Here is a 22,104-nt window from a genome sequence, read left to right on the forward strand (position 1 = left end):
GCGCCAGATCATTCTGGCGCAGTTGCGATGAACATAACCCCACCCGTACCCCGCCGCCCTCGCTGGCGCAGCCTGGCCATCCTTGCCGTGTGCCTGGCACCCTTGCTGTGGCCGTTGCAGCACCTCGCCGAGCGCTACTACCAGGACGAACTGGCCGGACAGAATCGCCAGACCCTCGACCTCTACGTGGCCAACCTGCTCGGCACCCTGCACCGTTACGAAACCCTGCCGCAGATCCTCGGTGACTTGCCGGCCTTGCGTGCGGTGCTGGCCGACCCGCTGCGCCTGGAAACCCTGACCAACGCCAACCGCCTGCTCAAGGACATCGCCACCCAGACCGGCGCCGAAGTCATGTACCTGATGGACGCCAACGGAAATACCCTGGCCGCTTCCAACTGGGACAAGCACGACAGCTTCATCGGCCGCAACTTCGCCTTCCGCCCGTATTTCAGCGAAGCCATTGCCGGGCGCCTGGGGCGCTTCTTCGGCCAGGGCACCACCTCGGCCAAGCGCGGCTACTTCTTTGCCGCCGCAGTGCGCGACCGCGATCGGGTAATCGGTGCGCTGGTGGTCAAGGTCGACCTCGACCATACCGAGACCCTCTGGGGCAAAACCCCGGAGCAACTGCTGCTGACCGACCACAACGGCGTGGTGATCCTGACCTCCAGGCCTGACTGGCGCTTCCGCGCCACCCGGCCATTGAGCGACGCCGAGCGCGAAGCCATCGTTGCCATCCAGCCCTACCCGACCCAATCGCCCAAGCCGCTGACCCTCGACCCCAAGGCCTGGCTGACCCAGACACAGGCCATCGACGAGACCGGCTGGCAGGTCAGCATTCTCGCCCCGCGCACCCTGATCGACCGCTCGGTGCGCACCGTGGTGGCCATCGGCGGCGCCACCTTGCTGGTGGTGATGCTGCTGCTCGGCCTGATCATGCAGCGACGCCGCCATTACATGGATCGCATCGACTTTGAAGCCCACGGCCGCCAGGAGCTGGAAAAGCGCGTGATCGAGCGCACCGCCGACCTCGAAGGCCTCAACAGCCGCCTAAAGGAAGAAGTACTGGAGCGCGAACAGGCCCAGCAGGAACTGGTACGCGCCCAGGACGAACTGGTGCAGGCTGGCAAGCTCTCGGTACTGGGCACCATGTCGGCAAGCATCAGCCACGAACTCAACCAGCCGCTGGCGGCGATTCGCAGCTACGCCGAGAACGCCGAGATCCTCCTCGATCACCAGCGCACCGACGATGCCCGCAGCAACCTCAAGCTGATCAGCGAACTGACCGGGCGCATGGCCTCGATCATCGCCCACCTGCGCGCCTTCGCCCGCCGCGACCGCCATGCCCCGGAAAGCGTCGCCCTGCAGCCGGCCCTGGACGACGCCCTGGCGCTGCTGGCCAAGCGCCGACGGGCAATGGCCGTGGAGCTGGTGCGCGACCTGCCGGAAGCCACGTTGTGGGTCCAGGCCGGTGAAACCCGTCTGCGCCAGGTGCTCGGCAACCTGCTGGCCAACGCCCTCGACGCGCTGACCGAAAAGGCCAACCCGCGCAAACTCTGGCTCAGTGCCGAGCAGCGTGATGGCAACGTCTACCTGTACATTCGCGATAACGGGCCGGGCTTTACCAGCCAGGCCCTGGCCCGCGCCCGTGAGCCGTTTTTTACCACCAAGACGCGCACCCAGGGCCTTGGCCTGGGCCTGGCGATCTGCGATACCTTGATGCGGGCCCTGGGCGGCGAATTGCTGCTGGGCAACCACCCTGAGGGCGGCGCCCTGCTCACCCTGCAACTGCGCATCGCCAAGCCCGGCGCCACCCTACCCACTTCGGAGGACCCATCGGCATGACGACCGAGCCGCTCATCGACAGCCGCACGCAGGTGATCCTGGTCGACGACGACCCGCACCTGCGCCAGGCCTTGAGCCAGACCCTCGACCTCGCCGGGTTGAAGATCCTGCCCCTGAGCGACGCCCAGGGCCTGGCCGGGCGCATCGAGCGCGACTGGCCGGGCGTGGTGGTCAGCGATATCCGCATGCCCGGCATCGACGGCCTGGAGTTGCTGCAGCAGCTGCACGCCCAGGACCCGGAGCTACCGGTGCTGCTGATCACCGGCCACGGCGACGTGCCGCTGGCGGTGCAGGCCATGCGCGCCGGCGCCTATGACTTTCTGGAAAAACCTTTCGCCAGCGATGCCCTGCTAGACAGCGTGCGCCGTGCCCTGGCCCTGCGTCGCCTGGTGCTGGACAACCGCAGCCTGCGCCTGGCACTGAGCGATCGCCAAGAGCTGAGCACCCGCCTGGTCGGCCACTCGGCACCGATGCTGCGCCTGCGCGAGCAAATTGGCGCATTGGCCGGCACCCGCGCCGATGTGCTGATCCTTGGCGAAACCGGCGCCGGCAAAGAGGTTGTGGCGCGCGCCCTGCACGACCTGTCGAGCCGCCGCGACGGCCCGTTCGTGGCCATCAACGCCGGCGCCCTGGCCGAATCGGTGGTCGAGAGCGAGCTGTTCGGCCACGAGCCAGGGGCTTTTACCGGCGCGCAGAAGCGCCGCATTGGCAAGTTCGAATTCGCCAACGGCGGCACGTTGTTCCTCGATGAAATCGAAAGCATGAGCCTGGATGTCCAGGTCAAGCTGCTGCGCCTGCTGCAGGAGCGTGTAGTCGAGCGCCTGGGCGGCAACCAGTTGATCCCGCTGGATATCCGCATCATTGCCGCGACCAAGGAAGACCTGCGCCAGGCCGCTGACCAGGGGCGCTTTCGCGCCGACCTGTATTACCGCCTGAACGTCGCGCCACTGCGCATTCCGCCGCTGCGCGAGCGCGGTGAAGACATCCTCGTGCTATTCCAGCATTTCGCCGATGCCGCCAGTGAGCGCCATGGCCTGCCCGCGCATCCGCTGCAGCCGGCGCAACGGGCGTTGCTGCTGCGCCATGAATGGCCGGGCAACGTGCGTGAGCTGCAAAACGCTGCCGAGCGCTTCGCCCTGGGCCTGGAACTGGCCCTGGACGGTGATCTGCCGCCTACCGCCGACGATACGGCGGCAAGCATCGGCGGCGGCAACCTCAGCGAACAGGTCGAGCAGTTCGAACGCTCGCTGATCGCCGCGGAGCTGGCGCGCTCGCACAGTTCACTACGCAGCCTCGCCGAGGCCCTCGGCATCCCGCGCAAGACCCTGCACGACAAGCTGCGTAAACACGGCCTGAGCTTCGGCGACAACCATCACAGCGATGACCTGGAGGACAACCGTCCATGACCACGGACAGCCACTACCTCGAATCGGTGCTGCACAGTGATATCCCGTTGACCCGGCAGATGGGCCTGCAGGTGCTCGACTGGCAGCAGCATTGCTTGCGTCTGCAGCTACCACTGGAGGCCAACGTCAACCACAAGAGCACCATGTTCGGCGGCAGCCTGTATTGCGCGGCGGTGCTGGTCGGTTGGGGCTGGTTGCACCTGAGGTTGCGCGAAGCAGGGGTCGATGACGGGCATATCGTCATCCAGGAAGGCCAGATCAGCTACCCGCTACCGGTCACCGGCGCGGCCATCGCCACCTGCGCAGCACCGGAGGATAAAGTCTGGGAGCGTTTCATCGCCACCTATCAACGCCGTGGCCGCGCGCGCCTGAACCTGCATACGCAGGTCAGTAATGCCGGCAGCGGCGAGGCTGCCGTGCAGTTCAGCGGCCAGTACGTGCTACACCGCTAGGGCGTGCTGCAGCAGCTTGTCGCGCCATGGCGCGGCAGCCGGCAAGGCCAGGAAGAACGGGTTGAGCAAGGATTCGCGCGGCGGGTAGACGAAGGCCTTGCCATCAAGGCCGAGCACTTCACCGCCAGCGCCTTCGAGCACGCCCTGGGCTGCAGCGGTATCCCACTGCGAGGTCGGCGCCAGGCGTGGGTAGCAATCGGCCACGCCTTCGGCCAGCAGGCAGAACTTCAGCGAGCTGCCGATATTGGCCAGCTCCAGCTCCCCTACCGCCTGGCTCAGGCCGGCCAGCAAGGCCTCCTGTTGCGGGCTGGAATGCCGGCGGCTGGCGACCACGGTAAATCGCTCGCCCGCAGTCGGCGCATTGCGTACGCTGATGGCCTTGGGCACGCCGCCCGCCGCTGCCAGCCAGGCGCCGAAGCCTTTACCGCCGTAATAGCAACGCCCGTCAGTGGGAATCGCCACCACGCCAAACACCACCTGGCCCTGCTCGATGAGCGCAATGTTGACGGTGAACTCTTCAGTGCCGGCAATGAATTCCTTGGTGCCATCCAGCGGATCGACCAGCCACCAGCGCTGCCAGCCTTGCCGTTCACTGAGGGGAATTTCGCAGTCTTCTTCCGACAGCACCGGAATCTGCGGCGCCAGTGCGCGCAAACCCTCGGCAATGACCTCATGGGCAGCCAGGTCGGCGGCAGTGACCGGCGATTCGTCGGCTTTGGCCGTCACCGCCACATCGGCGCGCCAGAACGGCAAAATGGCCTTGCCCGCCTGGCGAGCCAGCTCCACCACGTGCTGCATCAGTTCAATATCGTTCATAGCGGGAATACCCCACGCTGGCTCAGCAAGTCGCGCACCAGATACAGCGCCGCCAGGGCCCGGCCTTCGGAGAACTGCGGATGCTGGGCCAGGGCCGAGAGCTCGCGCAGGTTGATCTTGTCGACACGCATCGGCTCCGGTTCGTCTCCTTCCAGGTGTTCCTCGTAGAGGTCGGTGGCCAGCACTACCTGGATTTTCTGGCTCATGTAGCCGGGGGATAGCGACAACTCGGTCAGGTGCTCCAACTGACGGGCGCCAAAGCCTGCTTCTTCCTTGAGCTCTCGGTCGGCCGCTGCCAGCACGTCTTCACCCGGCTCGATCAGGCCCTTGGGCAACGACAGCTCGTACTCGTCGGTACCGCCGCAGTATTCCTCCACCAGCACCGCATGCTCGGCGTCGAGCATTGCCACGATCATCACCGCACCATAACCGTTGCCGCGCCCTACCAGGCGCTCGTAGGTGCGCTCGGCGCCGTTGGCAAAGCGCAATTGCACGGCTTCGACGCGAAACAGGCGACTGCTGGCGACGATCTCGCGAGAGAGAACGGTGGGTTTCTGGCGCATGGGGCGGCTCCTTGGCGTGAACGGGTTACTATACCGTGGCTTGCCCGGCCGCTGCCTAATGACTGTTCGAGAATTTCATATGCCCGTTTTAGCCTGGTCCACCATCGATACCGTTCTGCTGGACATGGACGGTACCCTGCTCGACCTGCACTTCGACAACCATTTCTGGCTCGAGCAGCTACCCCAGCGCTACGCCGAACTGCACGGCATCAGCCGGGCCATGGCCGAGCTCGAACTGCAGCCACTGTTTGAACAGCACGCCGGCTCGCTGAACTGGTACTGCCTGGACTTCTGGAGCCGCGAGCTGAACTTCTCGGTACGCGAGCTGAAGCTTGAGACCGCTCACCTGATCGCCCTGCGCCCGGATGCCGACACCTTTTTGCAGGCGATCAAACAGGCCGGCAAGCGGGTGATCCTGATCACCAACGCCCATCGCGATTCGCTGTCACTGAAACTGGAGCGGGTGGAACTGGCGCCTTACTTCGAGCGCCTGATCAGCTCCCATGACTACGGCTACCCCAAGGAGAATCCGCAGTTCTGGAGCGCCCTGCAGGCGGACATCGGCTTCAGCCCGCAACGCAGCCTGTTTATCGACGACACCTTGTCGATCCTGCGCAGCGCCCGCGACTTCGGCGTGGCGCACCTGCTTGCAGTGCGCCAGCCGGACAGCCGCAAAGGGCCGCGGGATACCGAAGAGTTCGCCGCGGTGGAAGACTACCGGGCGTTGCTCGAAGGGTTGTGATTACTCGGGGATGCGCAGGGTCTGGCCCGGGTAGATCTTGTCCGGGTGCTTGAGCATCGGTTTGTTGGCTTCGAAGATCTTGTTGTACTGGTTGGCGTTGCCGTACACGGCCAGGGAAATGGCGCTGAGGGTGTCGCCCTTCTTCACGACGACGAAGCGAGCAGCCGCAACAACCGGGCCGGTGACAGTAATTTGATCATCTACCGACGCCACACCGGCAATGTTGCCCAGCGCCAGGAGGATTTTCTCTTTCTCTTCCTGACTGGACACTTCGCCGGTCACCGTGACCTTGTCGCCATCGACGGTAGCCTTGACGTTGGGGTTACCGAGTCCAACCGCCTCCACGTGCTTCTGCAACTGCTCGCCGGCATTGGCATTACCCGGCGTCAGCAGGTCGACGATTTTCTCGCCGGCTTCTTTGATGAAACTGAAAATGCTCATACCGCTCTCCTTGGTGATGAATCTCGGAGCCTGGAGTCTAGGACAGGTTAGAATGCTTCGCCTGCTTTGCGCCGTGGAGCGACGATGGACATCAAACAACTCAAATTCCTCATCGCCCTGGATGAAACCCGCCACTTCGGCCAGGCCGCCGCCCGCTGCCACGTGACCCAGCCAACCCTGTCGATGCGCTTGCGCAACCTGGAGCAAGAGCTGGACCTGGCCCTGGTTAACCGAGGGCAGCGCTTCGAGGGCTTTACGGCCCAGGGCGAACGGGTGCTGGCCTGGGCGCGCTCGGTGATCGCCGCCTACGATGGCCTGAACGCCGAAGCGGCCGCCTGCCGTGGCCACCTGGTCGGTACCCTGCGCCTGGGCGTGGTGCCGTTGTCGAGCTTCGACCCCTTGCCATTGTTACGGCGCATGCACCAGCAGCACCCGGAACTGCGCTTCGAACTCAGCGCCCTGAGCTCCGAGCAGATCCTCGAACAGCTGACCAGCAACCAGCTGGACCTGGGCGTGTCATACCTCGACCGGCTCGACCACGAACGCTTCCAGGCGCTGCCGCTGGGCGAGACGCGCATGGGGCTTTTATATGATCCAGATCATTTCCGCTTTGACGCCCAGCCCCTAAGCTGGCAACAGCTGACCGAACTGCCGCTGGGCTTGCTCACCGCCGGCATGCATTTTCGCCAGTCGATCGACCATAACTTCCACAGCCGCGGCCTGACCCCGCAGCTGTTGCTGCAGACCGATGCCGTCCATCAGTTGGCCCAGGCCGTCAGCGGCGGCCTGTGCTGCGCGATCATGCCGTTGGCGGCAGGGCTGGAAGTACTCACCGAACGGCTGCGCCTGCAACCGATCGAACAGGCCTGCACCCTGGCGCCACTGGGCCTGATCATGCGCCGCACGGCGCCGCGCTCGGCCCTGGCCGAGGTGTGCCTGGGCGAATATCAAGCGCTGCACGGCGAGGCTTGATCGACGCCGTCTATCAAAGCATCAGCATTAGCGATTAGACGATACCCGAGCGCAAGCCTAGGCTTAAAGCTGAACAGCCGCCGGTACCTCTGCTGATGAGCACTAAACCCCCGGCCTGTGCGGCGTCCACCCCGCTAGTGACTGCGCCCGCGGCCAGCAATACCTACGATTACTGCCACCTTGACGACGACAGCCAGGCCCATACCGCACTGGCCGAGGAAGTCGCGCTGGCGATCGCCTATAACGGCATCAGCCAGGCAGTCATGCTGGTCAGCCCCACGGACCTTGAAGACTTTATCGTCGGCTTCAGCATTGGCAGCGGCATCATCGCTTCGGCCAACGAGATCTACGACGTCAAGTTCACCGGCAACGGTTCGGCCGTGCATGCCGAAGTCGAGATTGCCAACCGCGCCTTCTGGAACCTCAAGACCCAGCGCCGGCAACTGGCCGGCACCAGCGGCTGTGGCCTGTGCGGTGTAGAGGCGGTGGAACAGGCGCTGCCCGACCTGGCCGTGCTGCCGGGTGCGCCGCTGCCGCCCGCGCAATGGCTGGCCGGCCTGCGCCAGCGCATGGATGCTTTCCAGCCCCTGGGCCAGCACTGTGGTGCGGTGCATGCGGCGCTGTTCATGAACAACCAGGGCGAAATCCTGCTGGGCCGCGAAGACATCGGCCGGCACAACGCCCTCGACAAGCTGATTGGTGCCTTGGTGCGCCAGCACATCAGCCTCGACGGCGGCCTGGCGATCGTCACCAGCCGCTGCAGCCTGGAATTGATCCAGAAGGTGTTGCGCGCCGGTATCCAGACCCTGGTCAGCCTGTCCTCGCCTACCGGCCTGGCCCTGCAGTGGGCGCGGCGGCACAACCTCAACCTTATTCACCTGCCCAAACACAGCGCGCCACGGGTGTTCAGCCCCGTGCGGGAGAACCGAACGTGAGCCTGCATCACCAAGCCGACCAGAAACCTGTGCCTCGCTACAAACCCTACAACGGCGCCGCTGGCGGCTGGGGCGCGCTGCGCAGCGTGGCCCAGGCCTGGATCGGCAGCGACAACGCCCTGAAGAACATCCGTGCGCTGCTCAAGACCAACCAGAACGGTGGTTTCGACTGCCCGGGCTGCGCCTGGGGTGACTCGCCGGAAAGCGGCATGGTCAAGTTCTGCGAAAACGGCGCCAAGGCGGTGAACTGGGAAGCGACCAAGCGCCGCGTAGATGCCGCGTTCTTCGCCCGCCACAGTGTCACCTCGTTGCTGGCCCAGAGCGATTACTGGCTCGAATATCAGGGTCGGCTGACCGAACCGGTGGTCTACGACGCCAGCACCGACCGCTACAAACCGATCGACTGGGACGGCGCCTTCGCCCTGATCGCCGAGCACCTGCAACAGCTCGACAGCCCCGACCAGGCCGAATTCTATACCTCCGGCCGGGCCAGCAACGAGGCGGCCTACCTGTACCAACTGTTCGTGCGCGCCTATGGCACCAACAACTTCCCCGATTGCTCGAACATGTGCCACGAGGCCAGCGGCGTAGCGCTTGGGCAGAGTGTCGGGGTCGGTAAAGGCACGGTGACTTTCGACGATTTCGAGCATGCCGACGCGATATTCGTCTGGGGCCAGAACCCCGGCACTAACCACCCGCGCATGCTCGAACCGCTGCGCGAAGCGGTCAAGCGCGGCGCCCAGGTGGTCTGCGTCAACCCGCTCAAGGAGCGCGGCCTGGAGCGTTTCCAGCACCCGCAGCACCCGCTGGAGATGCTCACCAACGGCGACCGCCCGACCAACACCGCCTACTTCCGCCCGGCCCTGGGCGGCGACATGGCGATGCTGCGCGGCATGGCCAAGTTCCTCTTGCAGTGGGAACGGGAAGCTCAGGCCACCAAAGCCCCGGCGATCTTCGATCACGACTTTCTCAACCAACATACCCAGGACGTACTGGGCTACCTGGCCGCGGCCGATGCCACCTCATGGGAGCAGATCACCGCGCAATCGGGCCTGACCCTGGCCGAGATCGAGCAAGCTGCGCGCATGTATTGCAAGGCCAAAAAAGTCATCATGTGCTGGGCCATGGGCATCACCCAGCATCGCCATTCGGTGGCGACCATCCAGGAAATCGCCAACCTGATGCTGCTGCGCGGCAACCTCGGCGTGCCGGGTGCCGGCCTGTGCCCGGTGCGTGGTCACAGCAACGTGCAGGGCGACCGCACCATGGGCATCAACGAGCGGCCACCGGTGGCCCTGCTCGACGCCCTGGAACGCCGCTTCGGCTTCAAGGTACCGCGCCACAATGGCCACAACACCGTCGAGGCGATCCGCGCCATGGCCGACGGCCAGGCCAAGGTGTTCATCGCCCTGGGCGGCAACTTCGCCCAGGCCACCCCTGACACCGAACGCACCGCCCAGGCCCTGAGCAATTGCGAACTGACCGTGCAGATCAGCACCAAGCTCAACCGCAGCCACCTGCTGCATGGCAAGCAGGCGCTGATTCTGCCGTGCCTGGGGCGTACCGATATCGACCTGCAGGGTGAAGGCCCGCAGGCAGTGACGGTGGAAGACTCCTTCAGCATGGTCCACGCCTCCAATGGCCAGTTGCAGCCGCTGTCCCGACAGATGCGCTCGGAGCCTGCGGTGATCGCCGGGATAGCCAATGCCACCCTCGGCGCCAAGCCAGTAGACTGGAACTGGCTGATCGCCGATTACGGGCGCATCCGCGACCTGATCGACCAGACCATCCCCGGCTTTGACAACTTCAACCAGCGCCTGCAAAACCCAGGCGGCTTCTACCTGGGCAACAGCGCCGGCCAACGGCAATGGAAAACCGCCAGCGGCCGAGCCAACTTCAAGGCCAATGCCCTGCCGGATGACCTGCTGCACGAACGCGTGCGCGCCAGCGGCCAGGTGCCGGACCTGATCATGCAGTCGATGCGCTCGCACGATCAGTACAACACCACCATCTACGGCCTGGATGACCGCTACCGTGGGGTCAAGGGCCAACGCAATGTGCTGTTCGCCAATGAAGCCGACATTATCCGCCTGGGCTTCCACCCCGGTGACAAGGCCGATATCGTCTCGTTGTGGAGCGATGGCCGCGAGCGGCGGGTCAAGGGCTTCACGCTGCTGGCCTTCGATATCCCGGCCGGCCAGGCGGCGGCCTACTATCCGGAGGTCAACCCGCTGGTGCCGCTGGAAAGCGTTGGCGATGGCAGCCACACGCCGACCTCCAAGTTCGTCGCGATCCAGTTGCAACCTGCCAGCGACAACGCCCGGATCCTCTGACAGAATCGGCGGCAGACAGGCACAAAAAAAGGCCCTGACATCACTGTCGGGGCCTCGTTCCAAGTAAGCTCAGACACGTAAAAATCGATAAAGTTTCACAGTGAAAACAGCAACTTAGAAAATTGTGTACAACTCGTGCTACTCGTCGGATTTCGTTTGCCAGTCCCCCTCCCCAGCCTCAGGATCGCCTCGTCATCCCTATGAGGCTTTCTTGATGAAGTACTCCTCGATTCTGTTGTTGTCTCTTGGCCTGCTCAGCGGCGTTGCCTCCGCAGGTGGCACCACCGAAGCCGGTATTGGCGGCGCATTGGGTGGGGTACTCGGCTCGGTGGTCGGTCAGTCGATCGGCGGCAGCACCGGTGGTGCAATCGGTGCAGGCCTGGGCGGCGCGGCCGGTAGTGCGGTTGGTGCCGACAAGCGCCAGCGTGGTGAAGCCGCGATCGGTGGTGCCCTGGGCGCCGCCGGCGGCAACGTGGTCGGCCGCAGCATGGGCGGCACCACCGGCAGCTACATCGGTGCAGCCGCAGGCGGTGGTGCGGGCGGTGCGCTGGGTAACTACATGGGCAACAAGGCCGATGAAGACGACCGCGATGACCGTCGCTATCGCCGCGGCTACGACGACCGTCGTCATTACGACCGTGGCCACCACTACGGCCACCGCAAGCACAAAAAGCACTGGCGTCATCGCTAAGGCCCTTCGGGCTTAAGCCAAACTCCTAGTCCCTGCCCTCACGGGCAGGGATCGCTGCAACACCCCGCGCGTTACCGATCAAGCCCTGCAGGCCAATCCCCCGGCCAGTCCCGGCAGGCTCTGGATTCCCTTCTCCCTGCCAATCACCCCTGACCTAGGGGCAACCCCGATTCTGGCGAATATAGCCAGTAGCTATCATCGGCCGTTCCCAATCAGCCAATGGACGCAGGGAATGCGCAGCTATCACGCAAAGACGGCCCGATTGCCCATTGCACGAGGGGTGTGAAATGCCTGCCGGCAGCCGCCCTCCGATACTGAGCGAAGCCCAGTTCCTGCGCGTTCGCACCTTGGTCAGCCAGCGCACCGGCGTGTTCCTCGCCGCCGACCGCCGGGCCGCCGTGGCGGCGCGCCTGGGAAAGCGCCTGCGGCAACTGCAGCTGAGCACCTTCGAACAGTACCTGCAGCTGGTTGAGCAACCTGAGCAGCAGCAGGAACAGCAGCGGGTACTCGACCTGCTGATTGCCCACGACAGCTACTTCTTCCGCGAACATCGCCATTTCGAATGCCTCGCCCAGTGGCTGCGCGACATGCCCCGTCCGCTGAGGCTTTGGAGCGCTGCCTGCGCCTCTGGCGAGGAAGCCTACAGCCTGGCCATGGTAGCCAGCGAAAACGCCGTAAACGACGACTGGAGCGTGCTGGCCAGCGACGTCAGCCCCAACTTGCTGCAACAGGCAAGCGAAGGTATCTACGACGTCGCCCAGGCCCGTTACTTTCCGCAAGGCTGGCTGCAACGTTACTGCCTGTGTGGCGTCGGCGAGACGGCCGGGCGCATGCGCATCGCAGCTTTTTTGCGCGAGCGTCTGACCTTTCGCCCGATCAATCTGATCCAGTCACTGCCTGGCGACCTGGGGCTGTTCGATGTGATTTTTCTGCGCAATCTGCTGACCTATTTCAGTCAGGATGAGAAACAGCGCGTGGTTGATCGCCTGCTGGCCTGCCTGCGACCTGGCGGCCTGCTGTTGATCGGGCATAGCGAGAGCATCCACGGGCTCGACCTGCCTTTGCGGCCGATCCTGCCCTCGGTGTTCGAACGCCTATGATGGCCGGCGCTGCCGGGACCTGCGGCAGGCCCCCGATACTGATCGCGCCACCGCGCGGCAGCGCTCATCCGGACCGAGCAAACCTGCCGCCCCTCTTCTTTTGCGAAACAGGCTCGAACCCATGCTTTGCCGAATACTACTTGCCGATGACTCGCCGCTCTTTCGAGCGGGCCTGCGAGCACTGCTCGAACAAAAAAAACAATACGCCGTAGTCGGTGACGCAGGCGACGGCATGACCGCTGTCGCCTTGGCCGAAAAGCTCAAGCCCGACATCATCCTGCTGGACATGACCGCCGATACCCTCGACAGCGAGCAGATCCTGCGCGAGCTGTTTTTACGCGTGCCCTCAAGCCATGTATTGATGCTCTCGTCACGCTCGGAGCTGGACTTCGTCATGCGTTGCCTGCAACTCGGTGCCCATGGCTTTCTGCTTAAGAGCGCCACCGTGCTGGAGCTGGAGCAGGCCTTGCAGGCCCTGAAGAACGGCGGCCAGTACCTGTCGTCAGCGGTGTTGCCGATGGTCATTGGCCAGGCAGTGAAGCACAGCCGCAAGCGTCCCAGCGGCAGCACCACGATGCAGTTGACTGCGCGCCAGCTGGAAATCCTACGCTTGATTGCCCGCGGCGAGTCGACCCGCTCGATTGCCGACGGCCTCGGCCTGAGCGTGAAGACCGTCGAAGCGCACCGCTCGCAGATCATGCACCGCCTGCAGATTCACGATGTACCGGGCCTGGTGCTGTTCGCCGTGCGCGAAGGGATCATCCGCCTCAACGATTGAGCGGCCTCAGCCTTGCAACCGCTCCAGCGCCGCCTGCAGCGTGGCCGGCAACTGTGCCGGCCGCCCTGACTCGCGCTCGACGAACACCTGTACCAGCTTGCCGGCCGCGCAAGGCTGACCGTCCTCGACCCGGAACAACGCCAACTGGTACTCCACCGAACTGCCGGCCAGGCGTGCCACCCGCAGGCCGACTTCAAGGGTGTCGGGGAAGGCCGGCAAGGCAAAGAAATCCGCCGCCGAACTGACCACGAATCCAGCCACCTCGCCTTCCTGCAAATCCAGCCCGGCCTGTTGCAGCAGGTACGCCTGGATCGCAGTGTCGAAGTAGGCGTACACCGTGGCACCGGCGATATGGCCATTGAGGTCGCTGTCTTGCCAGCGGCTGAGGATCGGATGCAAGTGGGGATAGGCTTGGCGCTGAGGGAGTTCGGACATGAGGGGCCTGAGACACTTGTGGAAGAGTGCGAAGCTTCCCACAAACACTTCAGAAGCCCTATAGTTGCAATCAACTATAGATTGCATAGCATGGAACAACCTTGTGAAGCAGAGACATTCACCCATGCCAACTCATAACGTGGATCATGCCGAACTCAGCAAGATGGTCGAGATTGGCTGCATCAACGCCACGCATGTTATCGGGCAAGCGGGGGGTTGGGCTGTTCAGGTCTCCGCCAGTGACCAGGAGCACATACTCACTGCACAACGCAGTGGCAATGTCCGGTTGTTTAAAAAACTCGAGACGCTGGTGAGCTATCTTCAGGCGCTGGGCATTGACTACTTCAAGGTCGACACTTCCGGCTACGACCCCGAGACACTCCAGACCTATCAAAGGCCTGATCGTGCCCAGGCCCTTAAAACTGCACATGAAGCGGCGGCCTACGAAACCTGGTTCAGCGCACAAGTCGAAGCCGGCCTGCAGGACACTACCCCGTCAATAGAGGATGATGAAGCTCGTCGCCTGTTCGCCGAGCGCCGCGCAGCACTGAAAGCTCGTTCGCATTGAAGAGACTGGTGTGGCGAGCCATGGCCCTGAGCGACCGCGAACTGATCATGGACCACATTGCAGCCGATAACCCGGAAGCGGCAATCGCGTTGGACGAGGTTTTTGAATCCAAAGCCCGGAAAGCGCAATACTCACCGACGATGTACAAAGCGGGAAGGTTTGCCGGTACGCACGAAATCGTGTTTCGTCCCAACTACGTAATGGTCTATCGCGTGATAGAAGACTGCGTCGAGATCATCCGGGTGCTGCATGCCAGGCAACAATGGCCCTGATTGAACAGCCAGAAAACAAAAAGCCGCCCCTGAGGGCGGCTTCTTGTTTACGCAGGCTTCAGCTTACAGCTTTGGGCCAGCGGCCTTGATGGCGTCGGAAACTTCGAACTTCTTGAAGTTTTCGATGAACAGGCCAGCCAGGGCTTTTGCAGCTTCATCGTAAGCAGCCTGGTCCGCCCAGGTGTTGCGTGGGTTGAGCAGGTTGGTTTCAACGCCCGGTACGGCCAGTGGCACGTCGAGGTTGATGGTGTCCAGGTGCTCGGTTTCGCTGCCGATCAGGGCGCCGCTCTGGATCGCTGCAATCACCGCGCGGGTGGTCGGGATGTTGAAGCGCTTGCCAACACCGTAGCCACCGCCGGTCCAGCCGGTATTGACCAGGTAGACCTTGGAGCCGAAACCGCGGATACGTTTGATCAGCAGTTCTGCGTACTCGCCAGCAGGACGCGGGAAGAACGGCGCGCCGAAGCAGGTGGAGAAGGTCGATTTGATGCCGCTGCCCGAACCCATTTCGGTCGAGCCCACCAGTGCGGTGTAGCCGGACAGGAAGTGGTAGGCCGCTTGTTCTTCGTTGAGGATCGACACTGGCGGCAGCACGCCGGTCAGGTCGCAGGTCAGGAAGATGACCGCGTTAGGCTCGCCACCGAGGTTCTTCTCGGAACGCTTGGCAACGTGCTCCAGCGGGTAGGCGGCGCGGCTGTTCTGGGTCAGGCTGACATCGGTGTAGTCGGCGTGCTTGGCATCGTCGATGACGACGTTTTCCAGCACTGCGCCGTGCTTGATGGCCTTCCAGATGACCGGCTCGTTCTTCTCGGACAGGTCAATGCACTTGGCATAGCAGCCGCCTTCGATGTTGAAGACAACGCCTTCGCCCCAACCGTGCTCGTCGTCGCCGATCAGGTAGCGGCTTTCGTCAGCCGACAGGGTGGTCTTGCCGGTGCCCGACAGACCGAAGAACAGGGTCACATCGCCTGCTTCGCCGATGTTGGCAGCGCAGTGCATCGGCAGCACGTCGGCAGCCGGCAGCAGGAAGTTCTGCACCGAGAACATGGCCTTTTTCATCTCACCGGCGTAACGCATGCCGGCGATCAGGACTTTCTTCTGGGCGAAGTTGAGGATCACGCAACCATCGGAGTTGGTGCCGTCACGCTCAGGCACGCACTCGAAGTTGGCAACGTTGAGCACTTGCCACTGATCACGGCCAGCAGGGTTGTACTGTTCAGGATTGATGAACAGGCAACGACCGAACAGGTTCTGCCAGGCAGTCTGGGTGGTCATCTTCACGGGCAGGTAGTGATCGGCAGCCGCGCCTACGTGAACGTAGGAAACGAAGTGATCCTGGGCGTTGTTGAACGCCTCGACGCGGTCCCACAGGGCATCGAACTTGTCGGCCGGGAACTTGCGGTTGATCGGGCCCCAGGCGATGGCGTCCTGAGTGGACGGCTCTTCGACGATGAAACGATCCACCGGCGAACGACCGGTACGGTGACCGGTTTTCACGACCAGCGCGCCAGTATCGGCCAGCTCGCCTTCACCGCGGTTCAGCGCTTCTTTTACCAGCTCATCGACGCTCAGGTCGGTGTAGACGGTGTTGTTGGCTTGCGTCATGAGATTCCCCATCCGGCCTGCGGCCGAGTGCTCCAAACGTTTTGTAGTAGAGCTTTGAAAACTACTACAGCGAAAAAAGTGGCCGGATTATGCCAGAAACGCCCAAAAAAAGTAGGGCCCTCCTGTCAGAACGGCGTGTTTCCGGCGTTAGACAGGAGATTTACCTGTAGTGAAACGTTTTAGTGACGAGTATCTGACGGTGTGTCTACACCGCCACCGGCGAACAATTGCTCGATATCGGCGGCATCGAATTGGTAGCGCTGATTGCAGAACTGGCAGTCGACTTCGATCTGGCCGCCATGCTCGTTGATCAGCTCCAGCGCGTCATGCTTGCCCAGGCTTACCAAGGCATTGCCGGAGCGCTCACGGGAACAGCTGCAGCGAAAATGCAGTGGCTGGATATCGAACAGGCGCACGGCATCCTCGTGATACAGGCGGTGCAGCATGGTTTCGTTGTCCAGGCCCAGCAGTTCCTCGGCCTTCACCGTGTTGGCCAAGGCTTTGACGTGATTCCAGCTGTCCTCACGCTCCTCGAGGTCCTTCTGGCGGTCGGCAGGCAGTTGCTGCACCAGCAGGCCACGGGCGCGAATGCCGTCGGCGGCCAGCGAGATGCAGGTGTTGACCTGCTGGGACATGACGAAATAGTTGGTGAAACATTCCGACAGGTCCTTCCCGTCCAGCTCCACCGTACCCTGGTAGCGCTGACCGTTGACCGGAATGATGGTCAGCACCAGATGCCCGCCAGGCATCAGGTCGGCGAGGGTTGCATCATCCTTGATCTGCTCGGCCACATAACGGGCCAGGCCGCGAATTTCGTGCTCGCTGGTGCACTCGATGGCCAGCAGGGGCACCGGCCCGCTCGACTGCGCCTGGAGGATCAGCAGGCCATCGAACTTCAGCGTACCGACCAGCAGCGCGGCTGCCGCCATCAGCTCGCCGAGCAGCTGTGCAACCGGCTGCGGGTAAGGGTGCTTGGCCAGCACTTCGGCGTAGCTGCGCTCCAGCCCGACCATTTCACCGCGAACGTCGCGATCGTCGAAAAGGAAGCGTTGTGTGTAGTCGGTATCTGGCAAATCGGACATGGGCTTCGGCTTTCTGAATGATGACAAAATAATTTCAAGGGCCTATAAAGCCCAGTCTAGAGCACCAGAATGGTGCACTCGTGGTTCGCAGCAAAGAGGTAGTTTATGGACAATTCTTCACTGTTCCAAGCAAGGTGGGCTTGGGGTCCCTTGATTCTCTGCACGGTTTTGCCCGTTGCTCTACTGTGTTTCTGGTTGTGGCCTGTTGGCCAGATCATCTGCCTGACTTTCGACGAATGGCTGTTTCACCTGCTCAACCGGCCACTGGCTGATAATAACGCCTGGCGTTACATCTGGACCGTCGGCAGCCTGCGCCCGTTCGATATTGTCGTCGGCCTGATCCTCCTCAGCCTGCTGATTCGCGGTGACTGGGTGTTCAAGGCCAGCCAGGTGCGCCAGGCCTTCTTCGGCTTCTTCGCCACCCTGGTCCTGCTGCTGGTGATCCGCGCGCTGTTCTCGAAATGGATGAACGCCATGGGCTGGCAGCACAACAGCCCGTCGATGGTGTTCAGCGACGCCATTCACCTCAGCGATTTCTATCCGCACCTTGAAGCGCGCTGGGAACTCAAGGACCGCTCCAGCCAGAGTTTCCCTGGCGATCACGCCTCGGTGCTGTTGATCTGGGCGATGTTCATGAGCCTGTTCAGCCGCAAGCTGCTGCAGCAACTGCTGGTCTGGGCCCTGGCGCTGTTGTTCATGTTGCCGCGCCTGGTGGCGGGCGCGCACTGGGGCCAGGACGACTATATCGGCGGTGTGCTGATGGCGGTACTGGCCTTGGGCTGGAGCTGCTATACCCCGTTTGCCGCCAAGGCCAGCGCTGCCCTGCTGCGCCTCACCGCACCACTGTTCGAGCTGATGGCGAGGCTGCCGCTGCTCGGGCGCCTGAACGTGATCAACCCGCGCGCTTAACCGGCGCTGTCATGCAACTGATGCAGTTGGCGCCGCTGTTTCTTGGTGGGCCGGCCATCAGTGCTGACCCCCAGGGCGCCCGCCTTGCGCATTGCCGCAGCCTGTTCACGGCGGGCGATGCTCTGAGCGGTTTCCTCGTATAGCGCCTGGGCTTCAGGCGCGCCGCGACGCACCACCGACAACGCCTTGACCACTACCGTACGCTCGTCAAAGCCGGTGCGCAGGACAAACTCATCGCCGACCCGCGGCTCCTTGCCCGGCTTGCAACGCTCGCCACGGCAATGCACCTTGCCACTTTCGATGGCCGCCTTGGCCAGTGCCCGGGTCTTGTAGAAGCGCGCCGCCCATAGCCATTTGTCCAGGCGAACCTTGTCGTCCTCTTCCGGCTTTTGTGCCATGACATTTCCCCACTTATTTTCGTAAAGGGAACTGTACTACCGTATCTGGCGGATGCAAAAAACACGCGGCGTGCTTACAGTTCACCGACCTGTCGCTCACGCCCGCCCTGGTGCCTGACGACTTACTACGCTGGTTGAGCATTTTGAAGACATTTGACCATTTGACCGTGATCGGCCTGCGCGAGTGGGTTGCCCTGCCGGACCTCGGCCTGGCTGGCCTGCGGGCCAAGATCGACACCGGCGCCAGCACCTCGAGCCTGCACGCCACCGAAGTCGAACCCTTCGAGCGCGACGGCGAGCAGTGGGTGCGGTTCAACGCCCACCTGGGTTCGGTGGTACAACTGCGTCACCGGCGTTGCGAAGCGCCGCTGGTGACCATGAAAACCATCAAGAGCTCCAACGGCCAGGCCCAGACCCGCTACGTGATCCGCACGCCTTTGGCGCTGGGTGACCGGGTGTGGGAGGTGGAATTCACCCTGGCCTGCCGCAAGGCCATGCGCTATCGCCTGTTGCTCGGTTCCAAAGCCCTGATCCATGGCCAGCTGGTGGTCAACCCGGGGCTCAAGTACGTTCAGGACAAGCCGGCATTCCCGGCCACTATCACTCCCTCCACAGGTGTTGCATGAAGATCGCCGTGCTGTCGCGAAACCCGCGTCTGTATTCCACTCGTCGCCTGGTCGAAGCCGGTACCGAACGAGGCCATGAGGTGGTTGTGATCGACACCCTGCGCGCCTATATGAACATTGCCAGCCACAAGCCGCAGATCCACTACCGCGGCAAGCCGCTGGAAAACTTCGACGCGGTGATCCCCAGGATCGGCGCCTCGGTGACCTTCTACGGCTGCGCGGTGCTGCGCCAGTTCGAAATGATGGGGGTGTTCCCGCTCAACGAATCGGTGGCCATTGCCCGCTCGCGGGACAAGCTGCGCTCGCTGCAGTTGCTGTCGCGCCGGGGTATCGGCCTACCGGTTACCGGTTTTGCCCACTCACCGGACGACATCCCCGACCTGATCCAGATGGTCAACGGCGCGCCGCTGGTGATCAAAGTGCTCGAGGGCACCCAGGGCATCGGCGTGGTGTTGTGCGAAACCACCAAGGCGGCCGAGTCGGTGATCGAAGCCTTCATGGGCCTGAAGCAGAACATCATGGTCCAGGAGTACATCAAGGAAGCCGGCGGCGCCGACATTCGCTGTTTCGTGGTCGGTGACAAGGTCATCGCCTCGATGAAGCGTCAGGCCAAGCCCGGTGAGTTCCGCTCCAATCTGCATCGCGGCGGCAGCGCCAGCCTGATCAAGATCACCCCGGAAGAACGCATGACCGCCATCCGCGCAGCCAAGGTCATGGGCCTGAGCGTGGCCGGGGTGGATATCCTGCGCTCCAATCACGGCCCATTGGTGATGGAGGTGAACTCCTCGCCTGGCCTGGAAGGCATCGAAGTCACCACCGGCAAAAACGTTGCCGGGATGATCATCGAACACCTGGAAAAAAACGGCGGGCCAAACCTGACCCGCACCAAGGGCAAAGGCTAGACCGCGTCGCGCGGCAGCATCAGCCCTAGCGGCAGCCGCACCCGCGCCTCCAGGCCGCCGCCTGAACGGTTGCGCAACTGCACGTTGCCACCGTGCTGGGCAGCGATCCGCTTGACGATCGCCAGCCCCAGCCCGGTGCCCTTGCCGCTGCGGGCGCGGTCGCCGCGAATGAACGGATTGAAGATGCCCTCCAGCTCGCCCGGGTCGATCCCGGCGCCGCGGTCGAGCACGCTCAGTACCACGTAGGGCGCGCCATTCTCGCCAGACACATAGGCCGCCACTTCGACGCCCTTGCCGGCGTGATACAGGGCATTGCCAATCAGGTTGTTGAGCAAGCGCTTGAGCGACACCCGGCGCAGCGGGAACGGCGGGATCGGCTCCAGGCACAGGCGTACCTGTTCCTCCGGCTGGTTGAACGGCGCCACCACCTCGCGCACCAGTTCAATGAAATCGACCTCTTCGACCGGCTCATCGCGACCATCGCGGATGAACGCCAAAAACTGGTCGAGAATCGCGTCCATGTCTTCGATATCGCGAACCATGTCGTCGGTCAGGTCGCTTTCGTTGGCCAGCAACGACAACGACAGGCGCAGGCGCGTCAGCGGTGTACGCAAGTCATGGGAGACCCCGGCGAGCATCAGTTCACGTTCGCGTCCGGCCTGCTCGACATCCTCGGCCATCTGGTTGAAAGCGCGGTACACCTCGGTCATCTCGCTAGGCGTGTCGCTGATCGGCAAACGCACGCTGCGCCCCTGGCCCAGCTGGCGGGCGGCGAACACCAGGCGCTTGAGCGGCTGGTTGAGCTGGCGCACGAAGATCCATGCCGACGCGGTGGACAACAGGCCGATGGCCAGAAACCAGCCGAGCACACTCCAGATCTTTTGCCCACGCAGGGGGTGCGGATACAGTGGCACCTTCAGCCAGCCATCGCCCAGGCTCGGAGCCCGTACCCACAGGGCCGGTGGTGCATGCACACGCAGGCGAACTTCGGTATCGGCGCCAAGTTCGGCCTGCATCTGGCGCTGGTAGATTTCGCTGTACGGCCAGTGCTGCTCGCCCTCCGGCACCCCGGAGCCAACCACACGGATCAGCCCCGCCGCCTCGGCGATCTTGTCGCGGTCAGACTCATCGGCAGCCCAGTAGGCGCGCAGGGTCAGGGCTACGCCATGGCTGTATTGGCGGTCTACCAGCACGTCCTCGTTCATCAGCAGGTACACCAGGGTCAGAGCCTTGGAGAACAGCACGACGATCAGCACCAGCCAGAGGGTGCGGGCGAAGAAGCTTTGCGGGAACCACAGGGGCGTTTTCATCGACAACGGCTACACACTATGCGGGAACGAGCGGGGCTCGCAGGCTTTGCAAAGCGCTGCACAGGCAAAAACAGGGCAACCCCGAAGGCCTGCCCTGCTGGCGGTGAGCTACTCCTGCAAACGAAACATCACTTGCTGGCATTACCATCCGGCACAAACACATAACCAACGCCCCAGACGGTCTGGATGTAACGCGGCTTGGACGGGTCGGGTTCGATCATCCGGCGCAGGCGCGAGATCTGCACGTCGATTGAGCGCTCGAGGGCGTCCCACTCGCGGCCACGGGCCAGGTTCATCAGCTTGTCGCGGGTCAACGGCTCGCGGGCGTGCATGACCAGTGCCTTGAGCACGGCGAACTCACCGGTGGTGAGCATGTGCACTTCTTCGCCACGCTTGAGTTCGCGGGTAGCCAGCGACAGCTCGTAGTCGCCGAAGGTGACGGTTTCGTCTTCGCTGCCCGGTGCGCCCGGTACTGCCGGGGCCTGGCGGCGCAAAACAGCCTTGACCCGGGCCATCAGCTCGTCGGGGTTGAAAGGCTTGGCCAGGTAGTCGTCGGCACCCAGTTCCAGGCCCTTGATGCGGCTCAGCTCGTCGCCTTTGGCGGTAAGCATGATGATCGGGATCTGGTTGTTGGCGGCGCGCAGGCGGCGGCAGGCGGTCAGGCCGTCTTCGCCGGGCAGCATCAGGTCGAGCACCACCAGGTTGAAAACCTCGCGGGCCAGCAGGCGGTCCATCTGTTCGGTATTGGGTACTGCACGGGCGCGATAACCCTTGCTGGTGAAGAACCGTTCCAGCAGGCTGCTCAGGCCCGGGTCATCATCGACGATGAGAATTTTGTCGCCTTCGGCGGTTTGTGCAGTGCTGCTCATGGGTAGCTCCTCTAATCTCGGCACGCATTATGGCTTAGCCATCTATGGCCGTGCCGT

24 protein-coding genes are annotated in these 22,104 nt (G+C 63.2%); 15 read left to right on the plus strand and 9 right to left on the minus strand.

Annotated elements, in window-relative coordinates:
• The first annotated feature begins 27 nt into the window (after positions 1–27).
• The 3 genes from ABIE20_RS13040 to ABIE20_RS13050 are packed head-to-tail and all read left to right on the plus strand — an operon-like array spanning position 28 to position 3,700.
• Positions 28–1,842 (plus strand): sensor histidine kinase, encoded by a 1,815-nt coding sequence (locus ABIE20_RS13040; protein WP_429505443.1) that lies wholly within the window; start codon positions 28–30, stop codon positions 1,840–1,842.
• Positions 1,839–3,248, plus strand: coding sequence for a sigma-54-dependent transcriptional regulator (locus tag ABIE20_RS13045; RefSeq protein ID WP_429505444.1), 1,410 nt, complete (start codon positions 1,839–1,841; stop codon positions 3,246–3,248). The genes ABIE20_RS13040 and ABIE20_RS13045 overlap by 4 nt, the downstream gene beginning before the upstream one ends.
• The gene (locus ABIE20_RS13050) at positions 3,245–3,700 is read left to right on the plus strand and encodes a YiiD C-terminal domain-containing protein (protein WP_429505445.1); all 456 of its coding nucleotides are present in this window, start codon (positions 3,245–3,247) and stop codon (positions 3,698–3,700) included. Before ABIE20_RS13045 ends, ABIE20_RS13050 begins: the two co-directional genes overlap by 4 nt.
• Here ABIE20_RS13050 and cysQ read toward each other — a convergent pair.
• Positions 3,689–4,516, minus strand: a complete 828-nt coding sequence (gene cysQ / locus ABIE20_RS13055; RefSeq protein ID WP_429505446.1) for a 3'(2'),5'-bisphosphate nucleotidase CysQ — start codon at positions 4,514–4,516, stop codon at positions 3,689–3,691. The two genes, ABIE20_RS13050 and cysQ, sit on opposite strands and share 12 nt — an antisense overlap.
• Entirely contained in the window at positions 4,513–5,079 is a 567-nt protein-coding gene (gene nudE, locus ABIE20_RS13060; protein WP_429505447.1) for an ADP compounds hydrolase NudE, read from the minus strand. Before nudE ends, cysQ begins: the two co-directional genes overlap by 4 nt.
• Before the next feature lie 79 nt (positions 5,080–5,158).
• Here nudE and yrfG point away from each other — a divergent pair, with 79 nt between their 5' ends.
• On the plus strand, positions 5,159–5,821 hold the full coding sequence (gene yrfG / locus ABIE20_RS13065) for a GMP/IMP nucleotidase (RefSeq protein ID WP_429505448.1): 663 nt from the start codon (positions 5,159–5,161) through the stop codon (positions 5,819–5,821).
• Here the strand turns inward: yrfG and lysM are convergent, their stop codons facing one another.
• Positions 5,822–6,262: a peptidoglycan-binding protein LysM gene (gene lysM / locus ABIE20_RS13070; RefSeq protein ID WP_258608515.1), complete on the minus strand. Its 441-nt coding sequence runs from the start codon at positions 6,260–6,262 to the stop codon at positions 5,822–5,824. It abuts the gene before it with no gap.
• 84 nt (positions 6,263–6,346) lie between these two features.
• Here lysM and ABIE20_RS13075 point away from each other — a divergent pair, with 84 nt between their 5' ends.
• The 6 genes from ABIE20_RS13075 to ABIE20_RS13100 all read left to right on the plus strand — a co-directional run bounded on the left by ABIE20_RS13075 (position 6,347) and on the right by ABIE20_RS13100 (position 13,071).
• Positions 6,347–7,234: a LysR family transcriptional regulator gene (locus ABIE20_RS13075; protein ID WP_429505449.1), complete on the plus strand. Its 888-nt coding sequence runs from the start codon at positions 6,347–6,349 to the stop codon at positions 7,232–7,234.
• Between the two features lie 95 nt (positions 7,235–7,329).
• Complete coding sequence (gene fdhD, locus ABIE20_RS13080) at positions 7,330–8,169, plus strand: formate dehydrogenase accessory sulfurtransferase FdhD (protein ID WP_045201171.1); 840 nt, start codon at positions 7,330–7,332, stop codon at positions 8,167–8,169.
• The gene (locus ABIE20_RS13085; RefSeq protein WP_429505450.1) at positions 8,166–10,502 is read left to right on the plus strand and encodes an FdhF/YdeP family oxidoreductase; all 2,337 of its coding nucleotides are present in this window, start codon (positions 8,166–8,168) and stop codon (positions 10,500–10,502) included. The genes fdhD and ABIE20_RS13085 overlap by 4 nt, the downstream gene beginning before the upstream one ends.
• A gap of 211 nt (positions 10,503–10,713) precedes the next feature.
• Positions 10,714–11,193 (plus strand): glycine zipper domain-containing protein, encoded by a 480-nt coding sequence (locus ABIE20_RS13090; RefSeq protein ID WP_429505451.1) that lies wholly within the window; start codon positions 10,714–10,716, stop codon positions 11,191–11,193.
• Positions 11,194–11,480: 287 nt separating this feature from the next.
• On the plus strand, positions 11,481–12,293 hold the full coding sequence (locus ABIE20_RS13095; RefSeq protein ID WP_429505452.1) for a CheR family methyltransferase: 813 nt from the start codon (positions 11,481–11,483) through the stop codon (positions 12,291–12,293).
• 121 nt (positions 12,294–12,414) lie between these two features.
• Positions 12,415–13,071, plus strand: coding sequence for a response regulator (locus ABIE20_RS13100; RefSeq protein ID WP_429505453.1), 657 nt, complete (start codon positions 12,415–12,417; stop codon positions 13,069–13,071).
• A gap of 6 nt (positions 13,072–13,077) precedes the next feature.
• Here ABIE20_RS13100 and ABIE20_RS13105 read toward each other — a convergent pair whose 3' ends face one another.
• Positions 13,078–13,506, minus strand: coding sequence for an acyl-CoA thioesterase (locus ABIE20_RS13105; RefSeq protein ID WP_429505454.1), 429 nt, complete (start codon positions 13,504–13,506; stop codon positions 13,078–13,080).
• Between the two features lie 124 nt (positions 13,507–13,630).
• Here ABIE20_RS13105 and ABIE20_RS13110 point away from each other — a divergent pair, with 124 nt between their 5' ends.
• Both ABIE20_RS13110 and ABIE20_RS13115 read left to right on the plus strand, forming a co-directional pair.
• Complete coding sequence (locus ABIE20_RS13110) at positions 13,631–14,074, plus strand: hypothetical protein (RefSeq protein WP_429505455.1); 444 nt, start codon at positions 13,631–13,633, stop codon at positions 14,072–14,074.
• A gap of 8 nt (positions 14,075–14,082) precedes the next feature.
• Positions 14,083–14,346 (plus strand): type II toxin-antitoxin system RelE/ParE family toxin, encoded by a 264-nt coding sequence (locus ABIE20_RS13115; protein WP_429505456.1) that lies wholly within the window; start codon positions 14,083–14,085, stop codon positions 14,344–14,346.
• Between the two features lie 63 nt (positions 14,347–14,409).
• On the opposite strand, the gene ABIE20_RS13120 is transcribed toward ABIE20_RS13115, so the two are convergent.
• Positions 14,410–15,951: a phosphoenolpyruvate carboxykinase gene (locus ABIE20_RS13120; RefSeq protein WP_429505457.1), complete on the minus strand. Its 1,542-nt coding sequence runs from the start codon at positions 15,949–15,951 to the stop codon at positions 14,410–14,412.
• Positions 15,952–16,130: 179 nt separating this feature from the next.
• The gene (gene hslO, locus ABIE20_RS13125; RefSeq protein WP_429505458.1) at positions 16,131–17,033 is read right to left on the minus strand and encodes an Hsp33 family molecular chaperone HslO; all 903 of its coding nucleotides are present in this window, start codon (positions 17,031–17,033) and stop codon (positions 16,131–16,133) included.
• Positions 17,034–17,138: 105 nt separating this feature from the next.
• Between hslO and ABIE20_RS13130 the strand changes: the two genes are divergently transcribed.
• Positions 17,139–17,942, plus strand: a complete 804-nt coding sequence (locus ABIE20_RS13130; protein WP_429505459.1) for a phosphatase PAP2 family protein — start codon at positions 17,139–17,141, stop codon at positions 17,940–17,942.
• On the opposite strand, the gene ABIE20_RS13135 is transcribed toward ABIE20_RS13130, so the two are convergent.
• Entirely contained in the window at positions 17,939–18,340 is a 402-nt protein-coding gene (locus tag ABIE20_RS13135; RefSeq protein ID WP_010221236.1) for an RNA-binding S4 domain-containing protein, read from the minus strand. The two genes, ABIE20_RS13130 and ABIE20_RS13135, sit on opposite strands and share 4 nt — an antisense overlap.
• A gap of 209 nt (positions 18,341–18,549) precedes the next feature.
• Here ABIE20_RS13135 and ABIE20_RS13140 point away from each other — a divergent pair, with 209 nt between their 5' ends.
• Both ABIE20_RS13140 and rimK read left to right on the plus strand, forming a co-directional pair.
• The gene (locus ABIE20_RS13140) at positions 18,550–18,966 is read left to right on the plus strand and encodes an ATP-dependent zinc protease family protein (RefSeq protein WP_371128664.1); all 417 of its coding nucleotides are present in this window, start codon (positions 18,550–18,552) and stop codon (positions 18,964–18,966) included.
• A complete protein-coding gene (gene rimK, locus ABIE20_RS13145; RefSeq protein ID WP_010221234.1) occupies positions 18,963–19,868 on the plus strand; it encodes a 30S ribosomal protein S6--L-glutamate ligase in 906 nt (301 codons plus the stop codon). The genes ABIE20_RS13140 and rimK overlap by 4 nt, the downstream gene beginning before the upstream one ends.
• Here the strand turns inward: rimK and ABIE20_RS13150 are convergent.
• Entirely contained in the window at positions 19,865–21,178 is a 1,314-nt protein-coding gene (locus ABIE20_RS13150; RefSeq protein WP_429505460.1) for an ATP-binding protein, read from the minus strand. The two genes, rimK and ABIE20_RS13150, sit on opposite strands and share 4 nt — an antisense overlap.
• Before the next feature lie 128 nt (positions 21,179–21,306).
• The gene (gene ompR / locus ABIE20_RS13155) at positions 21,307–22,047 is read right to left on the minus strand and encodes a two-component system response regulator OmpR (RefSeq protein ID WP_045201163.1); all 741 of its coding nucleotides are present in this window, start codon (positions 22,045–22,047) and stop codon (positions 21,307–21,309) included.
• Positions 22,048–22,104 lie beyond the last annotated feature (57 nt).

This window comes from Pseudomonas sp. 2835, from assembly GCF_050435905.1.
Taxonomy (GTDB): Bacteria; Pseudomonadota; Gammaproteobacteria; order Pseudomonadales; family Pseudomonadaceae; genus Aquipseudomonas.

Coding starts and splice junctions, on each gene's coding strand:
- fdhD (WP_045201171.1), top strand. CDS start 7,330: ATGAGCACTAAACCCCCGGCCTGTGCGGCGTCCACCCCGCTAGTGACT.
- lysM (WP_258608515.1), bottom strand. CDS start 6,262: ATGAGCATTTTCAGTTTCATCAAAGAAGCCGGCGAGAAAATCGTCGAC.
- ABIE20_RS13100 (WP_429505453.1), top strand. CDS start 12,415: ATGCTTTGCCGAATACTACTTGCCGATGACTCGCCGCTCTTTCGAGCG.
- ABIE20_RS13150 (WP_429505460.1), bottom strand. CDS start 21,178: ATGAAAACGCCCCTGTGGTTCCCGCAAAGCTTCTTCGCCCGCACCCTC.
- ABIE20_RS13110 (WP_429505455.1), top strand. CDS start 13,631: ATGCCAACTCATAACGTGGATCATGCCGAACTCAGCAAGATGGTCGAG.
- ABIE20_RS13130 (WP_429505459.1), top strand. CDS start 17,139: ATGGACAATTCTTCACTGTTCCAAGCAAGGTGGGCTTGGGGTCCCTTG.
- ABIE20_RS13040 (WP_429505443.1), top strand. CDS start 28: ATGAACATAACCCCACCCGTACCCCGCCGCCCTCGCTGGCGCAGCCTG.
- yrfG (WP_429505448.1), top strand. CDS start 5,159: ATGCCCGTTTTAGCCTGGTCCACCATCGATACCGTTCTGCTGGACATG.
- ABIE20_RS13095 (WP_429505452.1), top strand. CDS start 11,481: ATGCCTGCCGGCAGCCGCCCTCCGATACTGAGCGAAGCCCAGTTCCTG.
- ABIE20_RS13105 (WP_429505454.1), bottom strand. CDS start 13,506: ATGTCCGAACTCCCTCAGCGCCAAGCCTATCCCCACTTGCATCCGATC.
- hslO (WP_429505458.1), bottom strand. CDS start 17,033: ATGTCCGATTTGCCAGATACCGACTACACACAACGCTTCCTTTTCGAC.
- ABIE20_RS13045 (WP_429505444.1), top strand. CDS start 1,839: ATGACGACCGAGCCGCTCATCGACAGCCGCACGCAGGTGATCCTGGTC.
- nudE (WP_429505447.1), bottom strand. CDS start 5,079: ATGCGCCAGAAACCCACCGTTCTCTCTCGCGAGATCGTCGCCAGCAGT.
- ABIE20_RS13120 (WP_429505457.1), bottom strand. CDS start 15,951: ATGACGCAAGCCAACAACACCGTCTACACCGACCTGAGCGTCGATGAG.
- cysQ (WP_429505446.1), bottom strand. CDS start 4,516: ATGAACGATATTGAACTGATGCAGCACGTGGTGGAGCTGGCTCGCCAG.
- ABIE20_RS13075 (WP_429505449.1), top strand. CDS start 6,347: ATGGACATCAAACAACTCAAATTCCTCATCGCCCTGGATGAAACCCGC.
- ABIE20_RS13135 (WP_010221236.1), bottom strand. CDS start 18,340: ATGGCACAAAAGCCGGAAGAGGACGACAAGGTTCGCCTGGACAAATGG.
- ompR (WP_045201163.1), bottom strand. CDS start 22,047: ATGAGCAGCACTGCACAAACCGCCGAAGGCGACAAAATTCTCATCGTC.
- ABIE20_RS13050 (WP_429505445.1), top strand. CDS start 3,245: ATGACCACGGACAGCCACTACCTCGAATCGGTGCTGCACAGTGATATC.
- rimK (WP_010221234.1), top strand. CDS start 18,963: ATGAAGATCGCCGTGCTGTCGCGAAACCCGCGTCTGTATTCCACTCGT.